The 24,941-nt window shown below is 60.6% G+C and carries 22 protein-coding genes; 18 read left to right on the top strand and 4 right to left on the bottom strand.

From position 1 onward, the window contains the following. Positions 1-90: 90 nt before the first annotated feature. From gcvP to BQ4436_RS09095, 7 genes are read left to right on the top strand one after another with little or no spacing between them, the layout of a single operon-like run. On the top strand, positions 91-2,949 hold the full coding sequence (gene gcvP / locus BQ4436_RS09125; protein ID WP_070976501.1) for an aminomethyl-transferring glycine dehydrogenase: 2,859 nt from the start codon (positions 91-93) through the stop codon (positions 2,947-2,949). A gap of 12 nt (positions 2,950-2,961) precedes the next feature. After that, entirely contained in the window at positions 2,962-4,029 is a 1,068-nt protein-coding gene (gene gcvT, locus BQ4436_RS09120; RefSeq protein ID WP_070977126.1) for a glycine cleavage system aminomethyltransferase GcvT, read from the top strand. Between the two features lie 2 nt (positions 4,030-4,031). Beyond that, the gene (gene gcvH, locus BQ4436_RS09115) at positions 4,032-4,424 is read left to right on the top strand and encodes a glycine cleavage system protein GcvH (RefSeq protein ID WP_083290837.1); all 393 of its coding nucleotides are present in this window, start codon (positions 4,032-4,034) and stop codon (positions 4,422-4,424) included. Positions 4,425-4,442: 18 nt separating this feature from the next. Beyond that, positions 4,443-5,243 carry a lipoyl(octanoyl) transferase LipB gene (lipB, locus tag BQ4436_RS09110; RefSeq protein WP_070976499.1) on the top strand — a complete coding sequence of 267 codons (801 nt, stop codon included), beginning with the start codon at positions 4,443-4,445 and terminating at the stop codon, positions 5,241-5,243. Between the two features lie 39 nt (positions 5,244-5,282). Then, positions 5,283-6,329, top strand: a complete 1,047-nt coding sequence (gene lipA, locus BQ4436_RS09105) for a lipoyl synthase (RefSeq protein ID WP_070363464.1) — start codon at positions 5,283-5,285, stop codon at positions 6,327-6,329. A gap of 51 nt (positions 6,330-6,380) precedes the next feature. Continuing rightward, positions 6,381-7,169, top strand: coding sequence for a DUF4191 domain-containing protein (locus tag BQ4436_RS09100; protein WP_070362178.1), 789 nt, complete (start codon positions 6,381-6,383; stop codon positions 7,167-7,169). Positions 7,170-7,171: 2 nt separating this feature from the next. Next, a complete protein-coding gene (locus BQ4436_RS09095; RefSeq protein ID WP_083329529.1) occupies positions 7,172-8,437 on the top strand; it encodes a threonine/serine exporter family protein in 1,266 nt (421 codons plus the stop codon). Here BQ4436_RS09095 and BQ4436_RS09090 read toward each other — a convergent pair. Further along, positions 8,434-8,910: an RDD family protein gene (locus BQ4436_RS09090; protein WP_070362177.1), complete on the bottom strand. Its 477-nt coding sequence runs from the start codon at positions 8,908-8,910 to the stop codon at positions 8,434-8,436. The two genes, BQ4436_RS09095 and BQ4436_RS09090, sit on opposite strands and share 4 nt — an antisense overlap. Positions 8,911-9,011: 101 nt before the next feature. On the opposite strand from BQ4436_RS09090, the gene glnA reads away from it, so the two are divergent. The 10 genes from glnA to BQ4436_RS09040 all read left to right on the top strand — a co-directional run bounded on the left by glnA (position 9,012) and on the right by BQ4436_RS09040 (position 21,850). Next, positions 9,012-10,448 carry a type I glutamate--ammonia ligase gene (glnA, locus tag BQ4436_RS09085; protein WP_070976497.1) on the top strand — a complete coding sequence of 479 codons (1,437 nt, stop codon included), beginning with the start codon at positions 9,012-9,014 and terminating at the stop codon, positions 10,446-10,448. A 479-nt stretch (positions 10,449-10,927) separates the two neighbouring features. Beyond that, entirely contained in the window at positions 10,928-12,082 is a 1,155-nt protein-coding gene (locus BQ4436_RS09080) for an AAA family ATPase (RefSeq protein WP_070976495.1), read from the top strand. A 151-nt stretch (positions 12,083-12,233) separates the two neighbouring features. Continuing rightward, complete coding sequence (locus BQ4436_RS09075; protein WP_252932146.1) at positions 12,234-12,413, top strand: DUF4177 domain-containing protein; 180 nt, start codon at positions 12,234-12,236, stop codon at positions 12,411-12,413. A 142-nt stretch (positions 12,414-12,555) separates the two neighbouring features. Next, a complete protein-coding gene (locus tag BQ4436_RS09070; protein WP_083329558.1) occupies positions 12,556-12,930 on the top strand; it encodes an iron chaperone in 375 nt (124 codons plus the stop codon). A 152-nt stretch (positions 12,931-13,082) separates the two neighbouring features. Continuing rightward, positions 13,083-14,558 carry a DUF3375 domain-containing protein gene (locus BQ4436_RS09065; RefSeq protein ID WP_083329557.1) on the top strand — a complete coding sequence of 492 codons (1,476 nt, stop codon included), beginning with the start codon at positions 13,083-13,085 and terminating at the stop codon, positions 14,556-14,558. A gap of 12 nt (positions 14,559-14,570) precedes the next feature. Continuing rightward, positions 14,571-15,170 carry a DUF4194 domain-containing protein gene (locus BQ4436_RS09060; RefSeq protein WP_070976492.1) on the top strand — a complete coding sequence of 200 codons (600 nt, stop codon included), beginning with the start codon at positions 14,571-14,573 and terminating at the stop codon, positions 15,168-15,170. After that, a complete protein-coding gene (locus BQ4436_RS09055) occupies positions 15,167-18,550 on the top strand; it encodes an ATP-binding protein (protein ID WP_070976490.1) in 3,384 nt (1,127 codons plus the stop codon). Before BQ4436_RS09060 ends, BQ4436_RS09055 begins: the two co-directional genes overlap by 4 nt. Beyond that, positions 18,547-19,644 (top strand): Wadjet anti-phage system protein JetD domain-containing protein, encoded by a 1,098-nt coding sequence (locus tag BQ4436_RS09050; RefSeq protein ID WP_070976488.1) that lies wholly within the window; start codon positions 18,547-18,549, stop codon positions 19,642-19,644. The genes BQ4436_RS09055 and BQ4436_RS09050 overlap by 4 nt, the downstream gene beginning before the upstream one ends. Positions 19,645-19,787: 143 nt before the next feature. Then, positions 19,788-20,972: an ATP-binding protein gene (locus BQ4436_RS09045; RefSeq protein WP_070362172.1), complete on the top strand. Its 1,185-nt coding sequence runs from the start codon at positions 19,788-19,790 to the stop codon at positions 20,970-20,972. 44 nt (positions 20,973-21,016) lie between these two features. Continuing rightward, on the top strand, positions 21,017-21,850 hold the full coding sequence (locus BQ4436_RS09040) for a polysaccharide deacetylase family protein (protein ID WP_255366179.1): 834 nt from the start codon (positions 21,017-21,019) through the stop codon (positions 21,848-21,850). On the opposite strand, the gene BQ4436_RS09035 is transcribed toward BQ4436_RS09040, so the two are convergent. From BQ4436_RS09035 to BQ4436_RS09025, 3 genes are read right to left on the bottom strand one after another with little or no spacing between them, the layout of a single operon-like run. Next, positions 21,847-23,067: a cutinase family protein gene (locus BQ4436_RS09035; RefSeq protein ID WP_070976486.1), complete on the bottom strand. Its 1,221-nt coding sequence runs from the start codon at positions 23,065-23,067 to the stop codon at positions 21,847-21,849. The genes BQ4436_RS09040 and BQ4436_RS09035 overlap by 4 nt on opposite strands. Then, a complete protein-coding gene (locus tag BQ4436_RS09030) occupies positions 23,064-23,651 on the bottom strand; it encodes a glycoside hydrolase family 25 protein (protein WP_070976485.1) in 588 nt (195 codons plus the stop codon). The genes BQ4436_RS09035 and BQ4436_RS09030 overlap by 4 nt, the downstream gene beginning before the upstream one ends. Continuing rightward, the gene (locus BQ4436_RS09025) at positions 23,651-24,178 is read right to left on the bottom strand and encodes an NUDIX hydrolase (protein ID WP_070976483.1); all 528 of its coding nucleotides are present in this window, start codon (positions 24,176-24,178) and stop codon (positions 23,651-23,653) included. The genes BQ4436_RS09030 and BQ4436_RS09025 overlap by 1 nt, the downstream gene beginning before the upstream one ends. A gap of 33 nt (positions 24,179-24,211) precedes the next feature. Here BQ4436_RS09025 and BQ4436_RS09020 point away from each other — a divergent pair, with 33 nt between their 5' ends. Then, positions 24,212-24,940, top strand: coding sequence for a hypothetical protein (locus BQ4436_RS09020; protein WP_070976481.1), 729 nt, complete (start codon positions 24,212-24,214; stop codon positions 24,938-24,940). The last annotated feature ends 1 nt before the right edge of the window (position 24,941 follow it).

Below are 24,941 nucleotides of genomic sequence, written 5' to 3'. Positions count from 1 at the left end.
GCATATTTTCAGCTGACTGGCCGACCCAGGCCAGTTTTGCGCCGTAGACTATTCACGACATCAGGTTCAGAACTACCAAAGGAGTAGATCTTGGATTACATCACCCGCCATATCGGTCCGGACACGCAGGAAACGGAGGCGATGCTCGCAAAAGTCGGCTACGACTCGCTCGAGGCGCTGACCGCCGCCGCAATCCCCGCCGATCTGCTACTTCAACGGCCGCTCGACCTTCCCGCCCCGCTCACGGAATACCAGGCGCAGGATCGGTTGCGGGAGCTGGCGTCGAAAAATGAGGTACTCAAGGCGTTCTACGGTCAGGGGTACTCGTCGACGTTGACGCCGCCGGTAATTCGGCGCGGTGTGGTCGAGGATGCTGGGTGGTACACGGCGTATACGCCGTATCAGCCTGAGATTTCGCAGGGTCGTCTTGAGGCACTGCTGAACTTCCAAACTATGGTGCAGGACCTGACCGGCCTGGACATTGCGAACGCTTCCCTGCTGGATGAGGCTTCGGCGGCTGCGGAGGCTGTCGGCTTGATGGCTCGCGCAGTGCGCAAGGGTCGGACGGTGCTGCTGGATGCGCGCCTGCACCCGCAGGTGTTGCGGGTCGCGTCGGAGCGTGCTCGCACGCTTGACCTCGAGGTGGAGGTCGTTGACCTGCGTGAGGGGGTCGTGGGAGAGGGCCTCGTGGGTGCCATCGTGGCCTACCCCGGCACCGAGGGCGACGTGGTTGATCCTCGCGCGGTGGTCGAGGCGGTGCACGAGCGCGGGGGCTTGGTCGCGGTGGATGCGGATATTCTTGCGCTGACGCTGCTGGAGTCCCCTGGTGAGCTTGGCGCGGATATCGCGATTGGTTCCACGCAGCGCTTCGGCGTTCCGCTGTTCTACGGTGGCCCGCACGCCGCGTACATGGCGGTCAAGGAGAAGATGAAGCGCCAGCTGCCGGGCCGCCTGGTGGGTGTGTCGAAGGACGCGGAGGGCACTCCTGCCTACCGCCTGGCGCTGCAGACCCGTGAGCAGCATATTCGTCGCGAGCGCGCGACCTCCAACATCTGTACCGCGCAGGCGTTGCTCGCGGTGACCGCGTCGATGTACGCCGTGTACCACGGCCCACGCGGTCTTGAGGCTATCGCTGCTCAGGTGCATGACTGGGCGGCGCGCTTCGCCAAGTCCCTGCGTGACGCGGGTATCGAGGTCAAGCACGACGCGTTCTTCGACACGGTGGCCGTCGCCGTGGACAGCTCCGAGGCAGTGTGCGAGCGCTTGGCGGATGCCGGTTACCTGGTGCGCCCGATTGACGCGACCACGGTGGGTGTCTCCTTCGGTGAGGACACGTCGGAGGACGACCTCGCGGCGCTGCTCGCTGGCTTCGGTGTCGACACGGTTGCTCACGAGGCGCCGTCCGCGCTGCCCGAGATGCTGCGCCGCACAACGGAGTTCATGACGCACCCGAACTTCAACTCGGTGCACTCCGAGACGCAGATGATGCGCTACATCCGCAAGCTCGGCGACAAGGACCTCGCGCTGGATCGCACGATGATCCCACTGGGTTCCTGCACGATGAAGCTGAACCCGACCGCGGGCCTAGAGACCATCACGTGGCCAGCATTCGCGAACGTGCACCCGTACACACCGGATCGCTTCACGGCTGGTTGGAGGGAGCTTATCGACGAGCTCCGCGCCTGGCTTGTCGAAATCACCGGATACGCCGAGGTATCTATGCAGCCAAACTCGGGAGCGACGGGCGAGCTGGCTGGCCTGTTGGCGATTCGCCGCTACCACGTGTCCCGCGGTGACCATGGGCGTGACATCTGCTTGATCCCGGCGTCGGCGCACGGTACGAACGCTGCGTCGGCGACGCTTGCGAACCTTCGGGTGGTCGTCGTCAAGACGGCTGAGGATGGCTCGATCGACCTGGCTGACTTGGATGCGAAGCTGGAGCAGCACGGCGAGCACGTCGCGGCGATTATGGTCACGTACCCGTCCACGCACGGTGTGTATGAGGACACGGTGCAGGCGGTCGCAGAGAAGGTCCACGCGGTGGGCGGCCAGGTCTACATCGATGGCGCGAACATGAACGCGCTGACTGGGCTTGCGCGGCCGGGCGACTTCGGTGGCGACGTGTCGCACCTGAACCTGCATAAGACGTTTACGATTCCGCACGGCGGTGGCGGCCCGGGCGTTGGCCCGATTGGTGTGGCGGAGCACCTGATTCCGTTCCTGCCGACGGACCCGAACGTCGACCCAACGCATGCGGCCGACCCTGCCCCAGTTGGCGAGGGCGTGCCGGTTGCCGCGGCGAAGTTCGGCTCGGCGGGCGTGCTGCAGATCGCGTGGTCCTACATCGCGATGAGCGGTGCGGAGGGGTTGGCGTCCGCAACTGCGCATGCGGTGCTGGCGGCGAACTACGTGGCTCACGAGCTGCACGATTCCTTCCCGGTGCTCTACACCGGCGAGCATGGGCTGGTGGGCCACGAGTGCATCCTTGACCTGCGCGAGCTGACGGACCGCTCGGGCGTGACCGCGGCGGATGTGGCGAAGCGCCTGGTGGACTACGGTTTCCACGCCCCTACCCTGGCGTTCCCGGTGGCGGGCACGCTGATGGTGGAGCCGACCGAGTCCGAGGATCTAGACGAGCTGGATCGCTTCATCGAGGCGATGCGTTCCATCCGCACGGAGATCCAGGAGATCATCGACGGCAAGGTATCCTACGAGGCCTCCGTCCTGCACCATGCGCCGTTTACCGCGCACAGCGTCGCTAGCACCGCGTGGGACTACGAGTTCTCCCGCGAGCAGGCCGCCTACCCGGTAGAGCGCTTGGTGCGCGAGAAGTACTTCCCGCCTGTGCGCCGCATTGATGAGGCGTACGGCGACCGCAACCTGGTGTGCTCCTGCCCGCCGCCGGAGGCGTTTGATATTTCTGAAAGTTCAGCGAGTGCGGAAAAGTAAGGAGTGATTGTGATGGCTGAGACCCCTTTGTTTGCAGCGCATGAGGAGCTTGGTGCTTCCTTTACGGACTTCGGTGGCTGGAACATGCCACTGAAGTACGACAACGAGCTTGCGGAGCACCGTGCGGTGCGCGAGCGCGTCGGCATCTTTGATCTCTCCCACATGGGTGAGATTGATGTACGCGGCCCCCAGGCTGCGGAGTTTTTGGACTACACGTTGATTTCCACGCTGTCTACGTTGCGTGTTGGCAAGGCGAAGTACTCGATGATCGTGGCCGAAGATGGCGGCATCATCGACGATTTGATCTCCTATCGCCTCGCAGACGATCACTTCCTGGTCGTGCCGAACGCTGGCAACACGCCCGCGGTGTGGGAGGCATTCCAAAAGCGTGCAGCAAACTTCGATGTAGAGCTGACGAACCGTAGCGCGGACGTCGCGCTTGTTGCGGTGCAGGGCCCTGATTCCTTATCGACGATCGCTTCGCACCTCGACGGCGACGCCGGTGCCTTGGCGTACTACTCGGCGGCACCGATGCGCTTCGGTGACTGCGACGTCTTGGTCGCCCGCACCGGCTACACCGGCGAGGACGGCTTCGAGCTCTACTGCGACCGCGAGGACGCCCGCGCGATCTGGGACGCGCTCGCACCGAACGCGACGCCGTGCGGCCTGGCTGCGCGCGACTCCCTGCGGCTCGAGGCGTCGATGCCGCTGTACGGCCACGAGCTTTCCCGCGAGATCACCCCGGTCGAGGCCGGGATGGGCCGCGCGTTTGCGAAGAAAGAGGCGGACTTCGTGGGCAAGGACGCGCTTGTCAGCCGCGAGCCCTCGGTGGTTATTGCTGGGCTGTCGTCGGAGCAGCGTCGCGCTGCTCGCGAGGGTGCCGAGATCTACCTGAGCGATACGCGCATCGGCGTGGTCACCTCCGGGCAGCCTTCGCCCACGCTGCAGCGTCCGGTGGCGCTCGCGCACATCGACCCAGCGCACGCCGAGGTTGGCACGGATGTTGAGATTGATATCCGCGGCCGCCGCTATCCGTTTACTATTGTGGACACACCGTTCTATTCCCGAAAGGACAAGTAATCATGTCTTTGAACCCTGATTTTTACTACTCGGAGGACCACGAGTGGATCAACGCTCGCCCTGAGGACGCTGCTGGCACCAAGGTGCGCGTAGGCATCACGAACGTTGCGGCGGATCGCCTCGGCGAGGTCGTGTTCGCTGAGCTGCCGCAGGTCGGCGACCAGGTCACGGCGGGTGAAACCTGTGGCGAGGTCGAGTCGACGAAGTCTGTGTCTGACCTGTACGCACCGGTGACTGGCACGGTGACCGCGGTCAACGAGGACATTGATGGCGCCTACGAGGCCATCAACGAGGACCCGTTCGGCGCTGGCTGGCTCTTCGAGGTTGAGGTCGAAGAGGTTGGTCCGCTGATGACGGCGGACGAGTACGCTGCCGCTAACGGTGTCGAAAACTAGCGACTATCGTTGGCAGGCATGACAGCTCCACGCGATCCGTTCTTCCCCGCCGACAAGTCCATTCGGGCCTCAGCCGCGCCTATTAATGTGCGCGAGCTGGGGCTCGTTGATTATGAGGAGGCCTGGCACCTCCAGGCGGACTTAGCCAGGCAGCGAGCGGCAGACGAGATCCCGGACACGGTACTGGTGCTGCAGCACCCCTCGGTGTTTACCGCGGGCAAGCGAACCCAGCCGGAGGACTTGCCGGATCCGTCGTACCCGGTCCCCGTCGTCGACGTTGATCGCGGAGGACGCATCACGTGGCACGGCGAGGGCCAGCTTGTCCTCTACCCGATCATCAAGCTCGCCCAGCCTGTGGACGTCGTGGACTACGTGCGGCGCCTGGAGGAGGCCATCATCGAGACGGTGCGCAAGGCGGGGGTACATGCCGCCGGGCGTATCGACGGCCGCTCCGGCGTCTGGGTTCCAAAAACCGTCGACGCGGCGGATAGCTCGGCGTCGCACCGCGATAGGAAGATCGCGGCACTGGGCATCCGTATCACACGCGGAGTGACCATGCATGGGCTCGCGCTGAACTGCGACAACACCTTGGAGCACTACGGCCACATCGTTGCGTGCGGCATCGACGACGCCGACGTGACCACGATGAGCCTGGAGCTTGGCCGCGACGTCACACCCGAGGAGATGACCGCTCCGCTTCTCGACGCCCTCAAGCGCGCCCTTGCAGGCGAGCTCGTGGTGGCCAACCACAGCTTTGGTTCGGCACCGGATCCGACGAAGGGGCTCAAACGTCGAGATGTAAGGCGAGCCTCCCATTAAACCTCGACTTTGGAGGGGCTGTCCGTTACGGTGGACGGCGTGACTATTGCACCAGAAGGACGCAAACTACTTCGCGTAGAAAAACGCAACGCCCAGACCCCTATCGAGTCGAAACCGCGTTGGATCCGCAACGCGGTCAAGACCGGCCCTGAGTACGAGGACATGAAAAAGAAGGTGAAGGGCGCGTCCCTTCACACCGTGTGCCAGGAGGCCGGCTGCCCCAACATTCACGAGTGCTGGGAGTCTCGCGAGGCGACATTCCTGATCGGTGGCGCGAACTGCTCGCGTCGCTGTGACTTCTGCCAGATCAACTCGGCGAAGCCCGAGCCGCTCGACGTCAACGAGCCACAGCGTGTGGCGGAGTCCGTTCGCGAGATGAACCTGAACTACTCCACCATCACCGGTGTAACCCGCGACGACCTCGAAGATGAGGGCGCGTGGCTGTATGCGGAGGTTGTGCGTAAGATTCACGAGCTCAACCCACACACTGGCGTCGAAAATCTCACCCCGGACTTTTCCGGCAAGCCGGATCTGCTCCAGGAGGTCTTTGAAGCTCGTCCGGAGGTCTTCGCGCACAACGTGGAGACGGTCCCGCGCATCTTTAAGCGCATCCGCCCGGCGTTCCGCTACGACCGCTCTCTGGACGTCATCCGTCAGGCGCGCGACTTCGGTCTGATCACCAAGTCCAACCTGATCCTGGGCATGGGTGAGACCCAGGAAGAGGTCATGCAGGCGCTGCAAGACCTTGTTGACGCCGGCACCGACATCATCACGATCACCCAGTACCTGCGCCCCGGCCCGATGTACCACCCGATCGACCGCTGGGTAAAGCCCGAAGAGTTCATCGAGTACCGCGACGCGGCCTACGAGATGGGCTTCGGCGCCGTCATGTCGGGCCCGCTGGTGCGCTCCTCATACCGCGCGGGCAAGCTCTACGTCGAGGCGATGGAGCACCGCGGCCTGGAGTTGCCGGAAAACCTGCGCCACCTGGCGGAAACCTCGAAGGGCGACACTGCCCAGGAAGCCTCGACGCTCCTGGAGAAGTACGGCGCTTCGAAGGATCACCCGGTAGCAACACGTTCCTAACCCGCTTTGGCCACTTTGGTCCGGCCATGTTCGTGACATAGAGTTGACGGCATGGCTCAGTCGAAGGATAAGGCAGCCCTGAAGGCTGCGAAGAAGCAGGAGCGCGCCGCGAAGCGCGCAAAGGGAAAGCAGACACGTAGCCAGATTTGGCAGGCGTTTCAGATTCAGCGCAAGCGGGATAAGAAGCTCATCCCGATTATGCTGGCCTGCCTGCTTGGCATGGGTCTGCTTTTCTTCTTGATCGGCCTCATTTGGGGCGGCCAGTGGTACATGCTGGCGCTCGGTTTGGCGTTCGGTACCGTGCTGGCGATGTGGATGTTCACCCGCCGCTTGGAGCGCTCGATGTACGACGAGGTCGGTGACACCCCGGGCGTTGCCGGTTGGACGTTGGAGAACCTGCGCAACACCATCGGCATGGTGTGGATCACCAAGACCGGCGTGCAGGCCAACACCCATATGGATACCGTGCACCGCGTGATTGGCCTGCCAGGCGTCATCCTGGTCGGTGAGGGCAACGAGAACCGCCTACGCACCCTGATGAAGAAGGAGTCCCGCCGCGTGGACCGCCTGCTGGCAGGCGTGCCGATCCACGAGGTGTACGTGGGCGAAGGCGAAGGCCAGGTTGCAGTACGTGACCTGCAGAAGCACTTGATGAAGCTGCCACGCCACTACCGCAAGGATGACGTCTACTCCATGAGCGCGAAGCTCGAGGCCATGGACGCTCGTACGCAGCCTGGCCAGATGCCTGGTCTGCCTGGCGGCCCGCTGCCGAAGCAGGCCCAGAACATGGCGGGTATGAACCGCCGTATGCGCCGAATGCAGCAGCGTCAAGGCAAATAGGTATGTCTTCCTTCGACATGGGCGTCGAGGCCAGCACCGCGCTGCGCCTCGGCGCTCTTTTGTTGTCCGCGGGCGCGCCCGGCTACCGGGTCACCCGTGCTGTGAAACGTTGCGCGCGTGCGATGCACTTCGATGACGCGGACGTCGTCGTCGGCTTCGACACGATTACGTGCACCGTGCACCGCGGGGACAACTTCCGCACACTCGTGGCTGATCTTCCGCTGCCCGGGGTGAACGCGTCGCGCATCGAGGCGCTCGAGAATCTGACCAAGCACGAGATGCACCGCTACACCACTGCGGAAGAAATCAACGCCGCCATCGACGAGATTGAGGCGATCCCTACTCCACGTTGGGGTCCGCTGACCTCCAGCTGCGCGGCTGGCCTTGCGTGCGGTGGCTTCGCGGTGCTGAACCATTTTTCCTACTTCACCGCGTTGCTCGTGATTATTGCGGCTGGTGTGGGCCAGTACGTCCGTCTGCGATTGGGGCGTCGACACCTCCTGCAGCTAGGCGTCGTGATGGCAGCGGCGCTGGTGTCAACGCTGCTGTTCCTGGCGCTCGCGTGGGCGCTTCCCCACTCCGAATTTGAGCTCTCCGCGGGCTTCGTCCCCGCTATTTTGTACCTGGTGCCGGGCTTTCCCCTGTTCGTTTCTTTGATGGATCTCTCCCGCTTCGACTTCACCTCGGGGCTGCCGAGGCTCTTCTTCGCGCTCGAAGTGGTCATCACCATGATGCTGACGGTCGCGGTCATCGCGATGGTCACCGATGCACCCGCCCCCAGTACGGTCAGCGCAACCCCGGATCCTGCGTTTTACGGGGCTGCGGCGCTCGCCAGCTTCGTCTCCGTGGGAGGGTTCGCCATTTTGTTTAATGCCTCACGCAGGATGACACTTTTGGCAGCCACGCTCGGCACTGTCGCCAATGTGTTGCGCCTCATGCTTGTCGACGCCCACGTGGAATACTTCCTCGCCTGCCTGCTGGGGACCCTTGTGATCGGCATTCTTGGGTCCTGGCTGGGCCAACACTTTAGGGTGCCGCGCACCACGGTGACCATCCCCGCAGCCGTGGTCATGATCCCCGGCCCCACCATTTACGCGGCACTGCACCAGATCACGAACGGCAATATCTCCGCGGCAATCGACTCGACTACCGCCGTCGTGCTCACGGTGTTGTTCCTCTCTGGAGGCCTGACGGTGGCCCGTCTGCTCACTGACAAGAACTGGGCGTTCCAGCGCACCGTGGAATTCCGCCCGTTGGAGGAGCCCTAGCTCCGAATCACGGTCGTGTTGGTCGCACGATCGTGCATGCCGCGGCCGTCGGCGTCGACAAGCGCTGCGGGCAGAATGAACGCAGTGAGCAGCGTGCGCACTGCCGCGCGCCACAGCCCGACGGGCTCTTCTGCGTCGACGCGGGCCACCCCCATCCCGAGGATCGCCATGCCCGGCGTGCGTGCAAATAGCCAACCGCAAATGATGCCCAACACGATCCACAACAGATACGTCAACGTCGACGTGCCACCGAAAACGGTGGTGTTGGCATGAATGATCGCTGCAGCCGCCCAGGCAATTGCCCAGTCGATCGCGACGCCTCCCATGCGTCGCGCCACCGACGCCTGCGCGCCCGCGCCCTCCTTCGGCAGCCCAAGAAACTGCCCCGGGTAGTCAGGGATCGCATCATCGCCTTTGAACTGGCCGGGAAGCTCCGGGCCGTCGAGCCATCGTTTTCCTTGGGGTGCAGACATGCGACATAGCCTATCCTCTTTTCCCGAAAAGCTGTTACAGAGCGGGAGCTACACGCTAGAATTGTGCGAAGTTCCCAACGCCGTCCGAAGGAGAAAAGGTCGTGTCTTTCGAAACTATCGAAGACGTAAAGAAGTTCATTCAGGACGAGAACGTGGAGTTTGTCGACGTCCGGTTTACCGACGTCCCCGGCATCGAGCACCACTTCTCTATCCCTGCCTCCATGTTTGACGAAACCGTCATGGAAGAAGGCCTCGCCTTCGACGGCTCATCGATTCGTGGCTTTACCACCATCGAAGAGTCCGACATGACGCTCATGCCGGATCTCGCCACCGCGAAGCTGGACCAGTTCCGCGCAGCGAAGACCCTGAACGTGAAGTTCTTCGTCAACGACCCATTCACCCTCGAAGCGTTCTCCCGCGACCCGCGCAACGTTGCGCGCAAGGCGGAGCAGTACCTGGCTTCCACCGGCATCGCCGATACCTGTAGCTTTGGCGCCGAGGCCGAGTTCTACCTCTTCGACTCCATCCGATACGAGGTCGAAGGCCACCGCGCATTCTACGAGATCGACGCCGAAGAAGGCTGGTGGAACCGCGGCAAGGAAACCGACGCAGTCGGCGGCCCGAACCTTGGCTACCACAACCGCGTCAAGGGCGGCTACTTCCCCGTCCCACCACACGACAAGACCGTCGACGTACGCGACGCCATGGTCAAGAACCTGCGCGAATCCGGCTTCGAAATCGAACGCTTCCACCGCGAGGTAGGCAACGGCGGCCAGCAGGAGATCAACTACCGCTTCAACACCCTCCTGCACGCAGCCGACGACCTGCAGGACTTCAAGTACATCATCAAGAACACCGCCACCCAGTACGGCAAGACGGCCACCTTTATGCCGAAGCCCCTGGCCGGTGACAACGGTTCCGGAATGCACGCCCACCAGTCCCTCTGGAAGGACGGCAAGCCACTGTTCTACGACGAGAACGGCTACGGCGGGCTCTCCGACATCGCCCGCTGGTACATCGGCGGCATCCTCGAACACGCCGGCGCTGTCCTTGCGTTTACCAACCCGACGCTGAACTCCTACCACCGCCTCGTCCCCGGCTTCGAGGCCCCAATCAACCTGGTGTACTCCCAGCGCAACCGCTCCGCCGCGATCCGCATCCCGATCACCGGCACCAACCCGAAGGCGAAGCGCATTGAGTTCCGCGCACCGGACCCATCAGGCAACCCGTACTTCGGCTTCGCTGCCATGATGATGGCAGGCCTCGACGGTGTGAAGAACCGCATCGAGCCGCACGCTCCGGTGGACAAGGACCTCTACGAGCTGCCACCGGAGGAAGCCAAGGACATCCCGCAGGCACCGACCTCGCTCGAGGCATCACTGCAGGCTCTGCAAGACGACTTCGAGTTCCTTACCGAAGGCGACGTGTTCACCGAGGATCTCATCGACACGTACGTGAAGCTGAAGTACGACAGCGAGATCACCCCGGCGCGCCTGCGCCCGACGCCGCTGGAGTTTGAGCTCTACTTTGACTGCTAGATTCTGAGCCCAGGTTCGTCCTGGCCTCTTGCCCACGGTTTCCGTCACGGTTGCCGTGGGTTTTTCTTTGTCTTCTTCCTGTGCAGCGGACTTTTGCACCACATTCCCTCACGCGAAATCGGCGACCTGCGCATTTGCCGACGTCCCCTTCCCAAACCCAGGAATCTGGTGCGGGCCGCTTCGTGCCAGTGCCAAAAGACACAACACATAACATCTAGCCCTTTTGTGACCTGCGGGAACGTGGAGGTCGAAGTTCAAACTTGCGTCCCTTGTCACTGCATCTCAGGCCAGGACACCAAATTTCCCATTTCTCCCAGAAAAACTTGAGTATTTCCCCAGGTGGCCGAAGTCCGCGGACGGATTGTGGTGCACAGCTCACTCGCAAGAACCAGCGACATCCCCGCTATACATAACTCCACACAAATTACACATCTCCACACAAACCACACATCTCCACACAAGAGCGCTAATGTGTAACTATGACGACCACGCAAAACCCTTTCCGTGCTTCGCTTGGGACTAGCCCGCCGCTCCTAGTCGGCCGCGACGAAGTAATCGATGACTTCAGACTCGGGCTTGAAGAAGGACCAGGTGCACACGAACGCATCTCACTCCTCGTTGGCGCACGAGGTATTGGAAAAACAGCCCTACTCAACGAGTTAGAAGACACCGCAATAAACGCTGGGTGGCTAACGTTTTCCGAAACGGCGACTGAGGGGTTCGTCGATAAGTTGAGAGACCAGCTTACAGAGTTTCTCGAGAGCGATGCGCCGACCCGAACCTCTTTTCAAGTTGGTCCGAGCGCTTTGCGCCTCAAGCATGAGTTCGAACGGCCTGCTCAAAGGCCACGTTCACTCCGTACTCTACTCACGGAGGTCCTTGACACGCTCGCGAACCACAACAGGTTTAACCGTTCTGCCAGTGGTGTCTTAATTACGGTCGATGAGCTTCATTTCGTACATCATGATGAAATTGTTGAGTTCGCGACGGCTATTCAACACCTCGTTCGAGAAAACAGGGAAATCGCCGTGGTAATGGCCGGTATTCCAAGTTCGGTGAGACCTCTGCTTGCCAGTGACGAAGGGCGCAATCCAATCACTTTCTTAAGGCGTGCAAACCGCGTGGATCTCGGCCGACTCAGAGGTACAGAGGTCCGTGAGGGGCTCACAGTTCCCGTCCAACAGGCCGGACGCTCGTGGGACGAGGGAGCCCTTGTGTCAGCTGTCCAAGCTACTGGAGGTTATCCGTTCATGATCCAGTTGATTGGCAACTTCGCTTGGCGCTTTGAATCCTCTGACACAATTCAATTGGAGGCTACGGAGAAGGCGATTACTCGTGCACGGAAGAAACTCGGGCAACTTGTTCATGAACCAGCGCTCAACGATCTTTCTGCGGAGGATCGTAGGTTCCTTGCTGCAATGTCGCTCGATGATGGTGCCTCGAAAATCAGCGATGTCGCCAGCCGTCTCGAAGTGAGCGAACAACAAGCGTACAACTATCGACGCCGCCTTAGCGAAGCCGACTTAATCACTTACGACCGCGGCACCGCAGACTTCGCTCTCCCCTATCTGCGCGAGTACCTTCGCACCCATGTGGTCGCAGATATTCTTCGTCTGCCCGAGTTCGATGCCTAATTACCGGGATCGCTTTGATTTCTTAGAACGAAGGCTTGTTATGTGAAGCTGTGTTCTCCGGCGCTCGGATACCCCCCGAAATGCCTAAAACTCACGAGCTAATCACATTAGGATTACGTGCACGAATCCAACCTACGTTGTACTGCAAGTGGTGCTCAAAGAAAAGCTCATGGGCACTGCCTCCAGAAGTCCTTCCGAACTCGAAGACGTCATCAACACCCAGTGCGCGAAAGGCTATCGCCTGCACACCATCACCACCACCTCATCTGGCAGTAAAGGACTGCTCGGAGGCGACCGCGTGCAGGCAACCCTGGTATTTGAAAGCCTGTAGGTAAGCACGCGTCGGGTACTCCCGTGACGCAGCGGTCTCTTGGATTGGGATTGTGTAGCAGGCTGCCTGCCTGACCCTGCTTGGGTGGTTGCTGGGCGGACTTGTGTCGTGCACGGCACTGCTATCGCCTATGTTGGGTCTGGTGGCGCTGAAAACACTTGACGAATTTCTAGCAACCGTTCCCGAAGGTGACAAGCGCGCCCGGATGACCGACGTCATCGACTGGGTGCACAGCAACTACCCGGATCTTGAGCTACAGATCAAATGGAGCCAGCCGATGTTTACGCTCGGCGGCACGTATATCGTTGGGTTTTCGGTGGCGTCGAAACACATGGCCATCGCACCTGAGCAAGCAACGATCACGCATTTCCAGCCAGAGCTCGAAGCCCTGGGCGCAGACTTCACGAAGAATATCATCCGCCAGCCTTGGGGCTCCCCTTTCAACTTCGAGCTGCTCGGCGAGCTCATTGACTACCAGATTGCCACCAAGCGTGGCATGACCAGCTTCTGGAGGTAGCACTTTCCGCTGGTCGTTCTCGCTCCGGCAAGCACTTCAATCGAATCTCCTTTCTAATGTTGGTTGGTTACGTACGCCAACGCCTCTTTTATGTCGGACCCCGTCTCTAAGATCGGGCCTAGTAGATGATCCAGCAGTATGGAGAATTGCACATGACCCGAGCTCAGTCGCTGGCCGATGTTTTTACCCTCTCACGTCTCGCCAAGCAGTCCCCTGCCTGGACGCTGCTGCGCGCGCATAATGCTCCGACTATCCTCACGGTGCTCAGCGCAGTGTTTAAGGGTGAGGATAAACCCATTGCCGGCCAGGACTTCATCTCCGCTGTCGAGCCCCTGCTTGCTGACATCCGAGAGCAAACAGACGAGGAACTACCCAAGGCTGCAACCGCGTACGTGAATGATTGGGTGAAGGCCGGGTACCTGGTTCGTCGCAGTCCGAAAGAGCTGCACGATGAAACATATGAGCTTTCCCCGGATGCGCACTCGGCGCTGGACTATGCGATGCATCTGATTAACCCCCAGCACACGGTCACGAAGTCCCGCCTGGGCACGTTGATGGCGTCACTGTATTCGCTAGCTGCAGAGACTGACCCGGACGAGGCCACTGCGATCGCACGATTGGAAGCCCAGCGTGATAGCTTGCAGCGTCAGATCGACGCGATTAGTCAGCACGGAGTCAACGTTCTCGCCGATGCCGAAGCTGTGGAACGAGCACGCGAGATTCTCAATCTAGTCAGTGACTTGCCTGCCGATTTTGCACGTGTACAGGCTGAGGTGGAGAAAGTAAACGTAGAGCTGCGTCAATCCATCGTGGAGGATGAGCGCAGCGCCGCAGACGTGTTGGACAACGTGTTCCGGGGCGTAGACCTCATCAACGAGTCAGATGCAGGCAAGGCATTCGGCGGATTCTATGACTTGTTCTTGGATCCGGAGCAATCCCATCGTTTCGACGCCACACTGGAAGCGGTCATGTCGCGCGATTTCGTGACCAAGCTGACTCCCGAGGAGCGCCTCCAGCTGCACCTGCTCATGAGCACGCTCGACGCCTCCTCCGGGCAAGTGCATGATTCCATGACCAGCCTATCGAGGTCACTGCGGCGCTTCGTACAGTCGAGGGAAGCCGAGTCCCAACAAGCACTCACGAAAGCGATTAATGACGCCAACGCATGTGCTCTACAAGTTGCGCGCGCCGACGCAGCCCCCGGGCAACGCGTCTACCTTGAGCTGGAGCTGAGCACGCACCAGGCAAAGTCCGTCTCTAGTTGGAGGTTGTGGGACCCGCTGGATTACCGGATCGAGACCACGGTAGAAGAGGCTGAGATCGGGGAGATAGACCTCGAGGAGCTGCGCCGACAGATCAGAGAATCGGAGATTGACTGGCAGGAGCTCACCGATGCCATTAACGCGTCCGTTCACCGCCGTGGTGTAGCCACGTTGAGCGAGGTACTGCAGGATCACCCTGCCACGCAAGGAGTCGCCAGCGTAGTAGGCGTCATTGTGTTGGCAGAAAAACATGGTCGGCGGACTGAAGGCAGTGAACTCCTGAGGTGGACGTCGATTAGTGGACACCCTTGGCAAGCCCGCTTCCCTACTCATGTCTTTGACCAGTCTCTCGAAGGAACCAACTAAGAGGAAACCACCATGCATGACAATGAATCCACCACTCTGTACGAGGGCGACACCGGAACGCTCACTTCCGGCCAGCGCAGAGCCCTCGCGGAGCTCATCCGCGGCCCGTATGTGTCGATGCTGACCTCACCGGAAATTTTTAGCATCGTCTCCTCCTCGCGGGAAGTGCTAGCGCAACAGCTCGACAACTTGTTCTTGACCTTGATTATCGACGACAATGCCGGCGTTGCCTATACGAAGACGTGGGAAGCTGATCACCCTGATAAACGTGCGATGCTGCGCACACTGCCGCTGAAGTTTGTCGACACTGTCGTACTGCTGCATCTGCGCAAAGCACTGATCCACACCAACCCCAATGAACGCACCATCGTAGATGAAAACGAAGTCTTCGAAGCCACGCTTCCATATCAAGCTGCAGAGGGCACTGACCACACGAAACAGCGCAAACGGTTCGATGCTGCATGGAATAAGTTCAAGAAGAACTCCATCGTGGTGAAGACCCCGACGACTGGCCGCTACGAAGTTTCACCGGTGCTGCGAATCCTCTTTTCTGCCGAAGAAATTGCTGCAGTTACCGCAAGCTACCAACAGGTTCTGGAGGACAACGCATGACTGATCTGATCGCAGGCCAATTCCGGTTATCACGCATCCAGGTGTACAACTGGGGAACGTTTAACAACCTGCACACAGTAGACGTTGCACGCAAGGGATTCCTCATCACAGGTGCGTCCGGTTCGGGTAAATCGACACTCATCGATGCTGTATCGACGATCTTGGTCCCTCCAATAAAGCGGAAATTCAACGCGGCTGCTTCCGACACTGCGAAAGCTTCAGGCCGCGACCTCATTACTTATTGCCGTGGTGCGTGGCGTCGGGAGCACTCCGTAGAGGTCGACGAGCTCACCCGTTCATTCCTACGAACAGGCGCTACATGGTCAGGCGTGAATCTCACCTATTCAGACGGCGCTGGTCGAGAAGTCAGTGCGGTCTACCTGATGTATCTGAGTGCCAACGCCCATGTTGCTGCCGACGTGAAGAACTTATTCTTGGCGCTGCCAGGGCAAGTGAACCTAGCGGACTTCGAACCCATTGCTGTACAGGAGGCCGATATCGGCCTGGCCAAGCGCACCTACAAAGATGCCTTCGCAATCAACCGAAGCCATCGTCCGTTTATCGCCGCACTGAGAAAACAGCTGGGGATTCCTGACGATGGTGCTTTGGCATTGCTGCACCGCACCCAGTCCGCAAAGACTCTCGGGGACTTGAACCACCTGATGCGCACCTTCATGCTGCCCGAACCGGAAACCTTTGCCGTCGCGGAAACCGCAGCGACTATGTTCACCGAGCTCAAGTCCGCGCACTCGACAGTACTTACTGCCCGTGATCAGATTGCGCACTTGGTTCCCATGCGCGAATCCATCAATGAAGCGACTCAGCTTCTCGGCCAGCTCGATGAGGCCGACGCAGATAAAGCTGGGCTCGAGCGGTTCATCGCTGAGAAACGAGCGAGCTTCGCCCAAGAAGACGTCGAGCAGCTGAACGCACAAAAAGATGCGGTGGAGGACGAGCGGACCCAAGTGGAAGCAATCCTCGATAGCCTCAATACCGAGAAGGATTCGCTTCACGCCCAGATCCATGGCACTGGTGACACAGGCATTCAAGCAGCACAAAATCAACGAGACAATGCCAAACTTCGCCTGCAGGCTGTGCAACAGCAGGCCGGAGTCTACGAAGGCCTGCTTGATCGCTTAGGCGACGGCACCGGAATCCCGACGACGAGCGAACAATTTTCACTCGTCCGGGATTCGCTACGCCGTGAGGCCGGAGACATTCGCGACGAGGTAGCTACCCAAGAACAACGCCGTGGGGTGATCTACCCGCAGATTGATGAAACTGACAAAGCCATCGCGCGGGCAAGTGATGAGCTTCAAATCATCCGCAAGTATCGCTCTTCCATGGATGCGCGCCTGCTCCGCGCCCGCCAGCGAATTGCAGATATCACTGGCATCGCGCTCAAAGAGCTCCCGTTCGTGGCCGATGAAATCTATATGCACCCAGATCACCTTGAGTGGCAACCGGCTGCTGAACGCATAGTGGGCGGGTTCGCCAGGACGTTGATCGTCCCAGAAGAGCATTATCAGGCTGTGAGTAAGGCTGTGGATTCCACGCACCTCGATGCCCGGCTTGATTACGTGCGGGTGACCTCATCGATGGAGCACTCGACGCCACGCCCGTTTGTACAAGGTTCTCTTGGCACAAAACTTTTCGTACGCAGCGGCCGCTTTCATGACTGGCTACAATCCCAGCTCTCGGATCGGTTCGACCATGCCTGTGTACAAACGATTGACGAGTTCCGGTCAGCTTCCAAAGCCGTAACCCTCAATGGTCAGGTCAAGAACAAAACTCGGCATACAAAAGACGACCGTCGGCGCATTGACGATCGTTCTCGCTGGGTGTTGTCTGGCAACGTCGACGATAAGATCGACGAGCTCACCGCTATCATCGTGCGAAAGAAGTCCGAGCTCCAGCAGCTCAAGGAACAGCGCACCCGGTTTGAGGCACACGTTAAGCGGCTGGAGCGCCGCGTGGGCATCTGCGAACGCCTGCTAGAGACCGAGGATTTCTCTGCTATCGACGTCCCCTCTGCTGAAAACAGCCTCAACGCCGCGCAAGCAGCGCTCGACCGCCTCGTTGATGGGAACCAGGAACTGGCCCAACTGCGCAAAGAACTCGAGGTTATTGCGCAACGGATCAACGACTGTTCTTCGCGCGTGACGGACCTCAACCAGCGAATTGGCGGCCTTAGCAGCCAGCTTCAGCGAGCCAAACAAGAGTATGCCCAGGCACAGCACGTCTTGGACGAAACCGAGCCGCTGGACTCGAGCGTTATCCAACGGCTCGCAGCACGCCTTGATCGCCACACTCGACGCGCCCAACGTTCAAACATCGATGAGCTTCAACGAACCTTGCAGGAAGAACTGAATAAACAAATCTCTGGTCTGCAATCAAAAATCGTTCGTCTGGAGAACACCATTCGCACTGCGATGGAGAAGTACGTGGATAGGTGGCCGGAGCGTCGCGGAGATCTCCACCCTGACCTGCAATGGCGTGGGGACTTTCTCGCCGAGCTGGACCGCCTGGAAGACGATGACCTCCCCCGCTTTGAAGCTGACTTCCGGGAGCTGCTGCGTGAACAAACCGACCGTCACTTGGGTCGACTGCGGCGTTTACTCTCGGAAGCCACTGCGAAAACCCGCAGTTCCATCGGGCCTGTCAACGAATCCTTGTCCGAAGTCAGCTTCTACGGCCCGAACTTCCTCCAGATCGAGGTCAAAGAGTCCCAGCCCGCTGAGGCTCGCCAGTTCATCGCAAAACTCAACGACGCGCTGGAAGGGTCCCTGCACGACGACGACCAGGCAGCCAGCGAAGCTCGTTTTTCCAAACTCAAGGCAGTCATCGATGACATCACCGTGAACGACACAACTACTGTCCGACAGCGCATCCAGCGTCTAGATACCCGCGAACACGTGAAATTTCTTGGAGTGGAAGTAACTCCGGATGGTGAGCGAGGCGCCGTCTACGACTCTGCGGAAGGGCTTTCAGGCGGGCAAGCACAAAAGCTATCCTCGTTCTGCCTGGCTGCTGCGCTGCGATACCGTCTGACTGGAATTGGAACAACCACCGCGCAGGCAAAGCGTGCCACGGTGGTGCATGACGGGGCGACCTATCCCAAGTTCGGCTCAGTTATTTTGGACGAGGCTTTCGACCGCGCCGACGCGGAGTTCACTCGTGCCGCGATGGAGGCATTCCATCGATTCGGCTTCCACATGATTTTGGCCACCCCGCTCAAGCTCCTCCAAACCGTGGAAGACTACATCGGCGGCATCCTTAAGGTCGACTGCCCGGATCGTAAGCATTCCCGCACCGCGCAGTTGAAGTTCGAGGAAGTCGCGGCATCACTCTCCCCTGCTGCAGAAGAGGACGAACAGTGAAGTATCCGTCTGACGTACACAATCGAGCTTTGACATTTTATAGGCGCAACCACCGCAGCTGGTTAGCCGGTGAATTCAGCCCACTACGCATCAGCTTGAGCCCACCCACTGCTGCAGAAGTCTCCAAAGACGACGGCTCCCAAGTACGCGAGTGGCTTTCTACCTGGGAACGGCATTGGTTAGACCCTGAGACCACAGTCAAACGCCTGGACGTCTACGGCACCCACACGGTCCCGTCGGCAGTAGTCCTGTCTTCCCCTGTGGTGGCCGCTCGCGCTGCAGGCAAGCTGAAGGAATGGCAACGAATAAATGCCTTGGTGGACCGCTTTGAGACGACACTTGGCACGCACGTACGGGCCCCGCTGGCGCTACGACTAAAAGCGTGGAAGGAGTTCGACGACACAACAGCGACGCAGTTCATCGACACGGTCACCTGGATCAATGCAAACGACACCTCATGCTTCTACGAGCGGGAGCTTCCGATTCGCGGTATCGATAGTAAATGGATAGCCCAGCACCGCTCCCTCATCGAGTCGCTCACAGGACCGCTGAAATTCAAACAGGCCCCTGCCATGATGGACATGCGCAGCCTCGACCCATCTTGCGATCTCTTCGGGCTCCACCGAGTCTGCTGTGAGCTCGATGAGGTCCGTCACCACCAGTTACCAGGGTCACGAGCCATCATCGTAGAGAACTACCAGACCTATATAGCTCTGCCGGAAATGCCGGACACCATTGCGATCTATGGGCAGGGAATGAACGCGATTTCGCTTTCCCGCGACGCCACCTGGCTTCACGACAGGGAGGTCTTGTACTGGGGAGATTTAGACTCCAACGGTTTCTACATTCTCGACCATGTACGAATGAACCTCCCCCGCACACGGTCAGTACTCATGGACCTCGCAACCGCCCGTGCGCATGCCGCGTACGGCGTAGAAGAGACTACTTCCAAACGCTTCGAACCCATCACGCTCAGCGACGATGAGCAAGCCACGCTTGAATTCCTTCATACCCATGCGGACAACACGTGGTTGCGAATCGAACAAGAAAGGATTGGTTTTGACTGGGCTCAGCGCGCGTTGCAACAGATGTAGGCCGATTCCACCGACGACACCACTACCACCACGACCAGCGATAACAGTCAACATGTTAGGGATTTGGTAAGTCGCACTTTAGTGATTTGGTAGATTGCACTTTAGGGATTTGGTAAGTCGCACTTTAGGGATTTGGTGAAATAGTGTTCATTCCGAGGGAATTGGGCCAGCATCTTGAGCAACTGGCTTCGTGGTTTCCGATCGTGAGCGTGACCGGACCACGGCAAAGCGGAAAATCGACGTTGATTCGTGAACAGTTCCCTGATTTCACCTATCTCAATCTCGAAGACCCAACGCTACGCGCGTTCGCCATCGAGGACCCCATGGGTTTTATCCGTGATCGTGGCTCTGCCCTCATCATCGACGAGGCTCAATATGCGCCCGAGCTATTCTCGTCCCTGCAGGTCATTTCGGACGAACGAGGCACACCTGGACAATACGTGCTCTCTGGTTCGCAGAACTTCCTTTTAATGGAGAAGATCTCGCAAAGTCTAGCCGGAAGAGTCGGCATCACCCACCTGCTTCCACTCTCTTTTCGGGAGGCACTCACCGCACGACCCGACACGAGCGCTGAAGATTTCATGGTTCACGGTGGGTATCCGCGCCTTTATCAAGTAGATATGCCGCCGGAGATCTACTACCAGAACTACCTCCGCACATACGTCGAACGAGACGTCACACAGTTACTCAATGTTCAGAACACGGACGCTTTTCAAATGATGATGAAACTGATGGCCCTTAATGCCGGCAACCTCATCAACTACACTGGACTGGCTCGCGAACTCGGCGTCGCGTTTGCGACCGTGAAGAACTGGGTAAGCATCCTGGAATCCAGCTTCATCGTGTTCACACTGCGTCCTTTTCACACCAATTCCCGCAAGACGCTGACGAAGACCCCTAAGTTGTACTTTTACGACACTGGACTGCTCTGCCACCTCCTGGGTATCCGCACAAAAGTAGACCTCGTGAACTCCCCGGCTTTCGGCGCGGTGATGGAAAACCTCATCGTGGCAGAAACAGCCAAGTGCTACCACCACCAAGGGATAGCCCCTGACCTGTATTTCTATCGCGATGACAGCAAGATTGAAGTGGATCTCCTCGACATGACGCACGAGCCACGCGCTGTTGAAATAAAATCCTCCGCAACGTTTCGCTCGCGCCACGGGAGAAACCTCGCCACGGTTGGCAGCCAGTTGGACATTGACCCGACGCAGCGCTGGGTGGTCTACCGTGGCGAGCACGGCCAACAATTGGAAGAGTTTAAGGTGGTGCCCGCAGCAGAGTATTTGCGGCACAATTTCGCACAATCCGAAGACCGGGTACTCTGACACGGGTACTGACTCTGGATGGTGGTGTAGCAATGCGCAAAGTAATGTCCACACTCGTTGCTGCCGCGGTGCTGTGTACTGCGCCGCACGCGGTCGCGAACCCGCTCGCGGGCAGCTCGCAGGCGTTCTCTCAATCCAGTTCCCAGGCTGGTGAGGAGCTCCGCACGGCTATCTACCGGGCGCTGCCGCCGCAGGCGCGCAACCATCCGTTGGCACAGCAGCTTGCTCCTGCACCTGCGCCTAGCGCGCCGGCTCCGACCCAGGATCAACCTGCGGACTGTTCCAACTGCGTGGCCGTCACGTTCGACGACGGTCCGGCTGCCTCCACGAATCAGGTGTTGGATATCCTGGCGCGCAAGCACGCCACGGCGTCGTTTTTCGTGTTGGCGCCGAAGGTGCGCGCAAACCCGGGCGCCGTGCAGCGGATGCGGGCTGCCGGTCACACGGTAGCCAGCCACACTGCCACGCACCGCGACTTGACGAAGCTTTCGCAGCCGGAGGTGCGTCGTGAAGTGGAGGAGGGCTCCCGCGCGATTGCTGATGCCACTGGTGCTTCCCCGCGGTTTGTCCGCCCGCCGTATGGGGCGCTCAACGCGACGGTGTCCGAGGCAGCGCGGGTGCAGGGTCAGGCGGTGGTCTTGTGGGACGTCGATACGCTGGATTGGAAGCACCGCGACCCGGCGCGGACGTGCAAGACTGCGGTTGACCAGGCACGGGCCGGGTCGATCGTGTTGATGCACGACATCCACCCGACGACGGCCCAAGCCGTGGAGTGCGTGATCGACGGCCTGCGGGCGAAGGGGCTGCGGCCGGCGAGCTTGGATCAGATGGTGCCGCAGCCGGTGCCAGGTAAGACGTACACCACAAGGAATAGTTAGCTCGCCTGCATCCGGGCGACCATGTCGTGGGCAATCCACGACTCCACTGACTCGCCGTCGATGGTCCACGCGGGGTGGTCGCCGCCCTCGAAGTAGGACAGGTGGTGGGGCATCATGTTCATCACGTGCGGGATGAGGTCAATCAGTGGCATCGGGATCTGAGGAACGCCTAGCCCGGCGGCCATCGGCAGCAGTTCCTGCGCGGCCACGTGGAGCAGCACGCCCAACCCCGTGATGTCCTCGCCAGAAAACGGCGCGGTCTGCCCCTCGTAGCCCCGCACCACATTCGACACGGCAGCAAGTTCCCACGCCAGTGCAAGCAGCGTAGCGATGGGGTTGTGCCCAAAGTCCTTGAAGCCCCGCCCCGCCAGCTTGTGCAGCGGGGCTGCGGCGGGCTGGGCGAGACGCACGCCGACGCGCTGCGCCAACCCGTCGTGCTGCGTGGCGCAGGCGAGGTCGTTGCTGTGGCAAAACGTGAGTACCTCAGCCTCGGCGTCGTGGAAGCCGGTGCGGCGCGGCCCTGTGAGGCCGGAGACGTCACTGGCAAGCTGTACGCCGTCAAGCGGGATGAGGATTTCCCCGTTCTCGCCGCGGACGCCACGCGCGCCGGTGGCTGTTTCCGCGGCGCGGTAGGTGGTGCGGCTGCGCCCGGGATCGGCGATCAAGTAGGCGGCGACAAGGCTCGGGTCAGGTGCCTCAGCCACGAGGTCCCCGAGCAGGCCCGCCCCTTGCGAAAACCCGAGGAACAGCACCTTCGTATCCGGGCATGCGTCGTGGAGTGCGGCCAGGTGTGTGCGAACCGCGCGCTTGCCCGTATTCAGCGACACCCCGTACGGCAGGGCCATGTTCGTCCTGGTCTCCCCCAGCGTCCCGAGCACTCCGACTGACGCCGTGTACGGCACCTGCCAGGCAGACACGCTCCCGCCGGCCGCTTCGACGTCTGCGATGAGGGTCGATCCGGGCCGCAGGCCGCGCACGCGGAGCGGATCGTCGCCCTGGTTAGAGTCTCCGGTGCCAGCGGCGATGACAAGCTCGAAATCGGTGCAGCGCGACGGCGCGGCGGCAATGTGGCGCTCGTACGCCTCGAGCGGAGCCGCAGGCAAGGGCTCGCTATCGCTTTTCCCCAGTAACTGCGCCTGAGCTGGCGGTGCCACAGACGGGACCACAACGCACGCAGCGCACACCACGGCTGCCAACGCAGCGCGCACAGCGTTCATGCGACGTCCCTCCATGCGTTGAGGTCCACCGTGAATCCCCCGATGGTGCCGCGGGAAGTGTACTGCCACACCTCGGGGGTGCCCATGCCGAGCGGGGCTGGCCAGGCGTCGGCACCTGGGAATGCTGGATTGTTGGAGCCCCAGTCGGCGAGCCAGAGGGCTCCGAACTGGGATGGCCTGGCTAGTCGCATGTATCGGCGCCAGTACCAGGCATTCGTATAGACGCCAGCAACGCGCACCCCAAACCCCTGGAAGGTGTCGTAGGCGGAACGGACGTCGGCAAGTGTGAGCCCAGCGGGGCTTTCCACGTCGAGCCACATCGGGCACTGCATAGCGCCGGGGGTGCGCTGGAGTACCTCGACGCTGGCCTCCACCTGCTCATTGATGGTGGTTCCCTCGGAAGGGCTGCGCAGGAAGTGGTAGGTGGATACGTTGAGGTCGGCGGAGTGGGCGTCGACAAACAAGTCGGCGAACGCGTGGTCCTGGTAGGTGCCGTCGGTGGTGCGGATGATGACGAAGTCGAGTGGGCAGGCGGTGAAGTCAAAGCCTGCCTGGTACTCGGATACGTCGACGCCGAACCGCATTAGTTGCGCTTGCTAAAGCCCATGCGTGGCTGGAAGCCCTCGGGGCGCTTGCGCTGAGCGGCGGCGTCGCCAATGACGAGGCGCCACTTCGCATCGGTGACTGGCATGTGGGATAGCGGGAACCAGCCGACGTCGATGGATTCGTCGTCACCGACGACGGGCTCCTGGGAGGGGTCGACGGCTTCGAGGCGGAGCTGCGTCGACATGTAGCTTGCGACGTCCCCATTGTCATGGGTGACGGGGCCGATGGCGCCGACGCCGAGGATCGCAGCCGGAGTGGCCTTGATGCCGGTCTCTTCGAGCACCTCGCGCACCGCGGCATCGTGGGCGTCCTCGCCCGGGTCGGCGATGCCGGTCACAGGCGTCCACTTCTCGTTGTCCGCGCGGCGGACGAGGAGCACTTCGGGGACTGCCCACGGGGTGTCCGCGGTGGAGTCCCGCAGCACCACAGCGCATACGGAGGGAACCCACATTGGGTCGGTTCCGATCTTCTTTCGGGTCTGCACGATGAACTCGGGTATAGGCATGGGTTCAAGTGTACTTCGGTTACTATTTACGGCATGTTGCACACCACCACTGATGACTCCGCACAGTCTGTTGCTTTGCTTCGCCGGGTGCCAACTGCACTGTTTGTGGCGGTGTACGGAGCGCTCGTGGTGGTGCTGGCATCGCTGGCAGTCGCGTTGTACGCCTACCAGCACAACGCTCCGCAGGAGACTCGGCTGCAGCGCGAACTAGTGTTTCAGCCCGAGGCACCGCAGGCCGACATCGCGTCGATAGAAGCGAGCATCCGGCCGTACCTGATCGCGGACGCAGAGGTGCGCGAGGCGCATCGCGGCGCAGCGCTGCGCGGCAACATCACGGATACCGCGGTGCAGGATGTGGACTCGTTCTCGGGGCACCTCTCACGCCTGCTGCAGCAAAACTGCATCCCCGGCGTTGAGCTGCGCACGGGCAGCAACCTCAACGTGAGTTTGTGGGACTACTGCAACGACGCTCCTGCCCCGGAGTCGATTGCGCAGCTCATGCGCCTCGCTGTGGGGTACGACGCCGACTTCGTCGGGTTCCTGCACTACCCGTTCGGGCAGAAGACCAAGGTGACGTGGATGAACGTGGCCGACGAGACTGATCGCGACAGCCTCATCGCAATGTGGGAGGAAGTTGGCCTCCCCGACGGCTTCGTCGAGGTGATCTACCAGGCCTATGGGGCGGGCGAAGTGACCACGCTCGAGATTGATGACAAGGGCAAGCACGACCTGCAGACGAACCCGACGCCCGATACGCAGTAGC

Origin of the sequence: Corynebacterium sp. MC3, from assembly GCF_900099485.1 — a bacterium.
GTDB lineage: Bacteria > Actinomycetota > Actinomycetes > Mycobacteriales > Mycobacteriaceae > Corynebacterium > Corynebacterium pseudogenitalium.
This window is presented reverse-complemented; position numbering and strand designations above follow the sequence as displayed.